The organism is Parasphingorhabdus sp., assembly GCF_036963705.1.
Taxonomy (GTDB): domain Bacteria; phylum Pseudomonadota; class Alphaproteobacteria; order Sphingomonadales; family Sphingomonadaceae; genus Parasphingorhabdus.
The window spans coordinates 1-693 of record NZ_JBALUT010000163.1; the positions used below are offsets into that span (position 1 = coordinate 1).

Consider the following 693-nt stretch of genomic DNA (forward strand, 5'->3'; position numbering starts at 1 on the left):
CTGGAAGCGGCCGGTTACGAGGTTACCGACGGCGGGATTTAGGTTGGTCGGCAAGCCGCTGCCCGCACCCGTCACCCCAGCGAAGGCTGGGGCCTAAACCAATCTGGCGACCGATCCCGATAGTGCGTCACCCGCTACCATTGCTATGGATCCCAGCCTGCGCTGGGATGACAAATGCGCCCTGTGGCTGCACCCCATCCCGTTCATGTCGAGCGAAGTCGAGACACAGGCCAAAACGCGCCCAACCGTCTCTCGACTTCGCTCGAGACGAACGGCATTTCCAGTCTCCCATCGTCATCCTGAACTGGTTTCAGGACCTCGTGAGACTGCGCGCCGCCGGTGGGGATCCTGAAACCAGTTCAGGATGACGAGAAAACCACAAGTTCAGGATGACGAGTGCTCTCACCCCGCACGCTCACTCCCCGCCACCACCTCCCTCGATCTCCGCCGCCCGCGCCTCCAGCGCGCGGACCCGCTCCTCCGCCTTTGCCCGCCGCGCCAGCAGTTTCATCCGCATGTCGCCCAGCTTGGCGTCGAGCGTCTTGCGCATCATTTCCGCCGCCTCGCGCTCGTCGATCTTGTTGCCGTCGTCGTCAAAGCGCACGCCGTCCTGCCATTCCTCCCAGGTGATCACCTTGTCGGCGGTGCGCGCGCCGATCCGCCCGCCGAGATCGCCGCGCTTGATCAGCAGCG

Annotated in this window: 1 protein-coding gene; it reads right to left on the reverse strand. The window is 64.5% G+C overall.

Annotation, left to right across the window (positions count from 1 at the left end):
* Positions 1-415: 415 nt before the first annotated feature.
* Positions 416-693: hypothetical protein (locus tag V7680_RS15685; RefSeq protein ID WP_335654183.1), on the reverse strand; the 278-nt coding region annotated here is incomplete at its 5' end.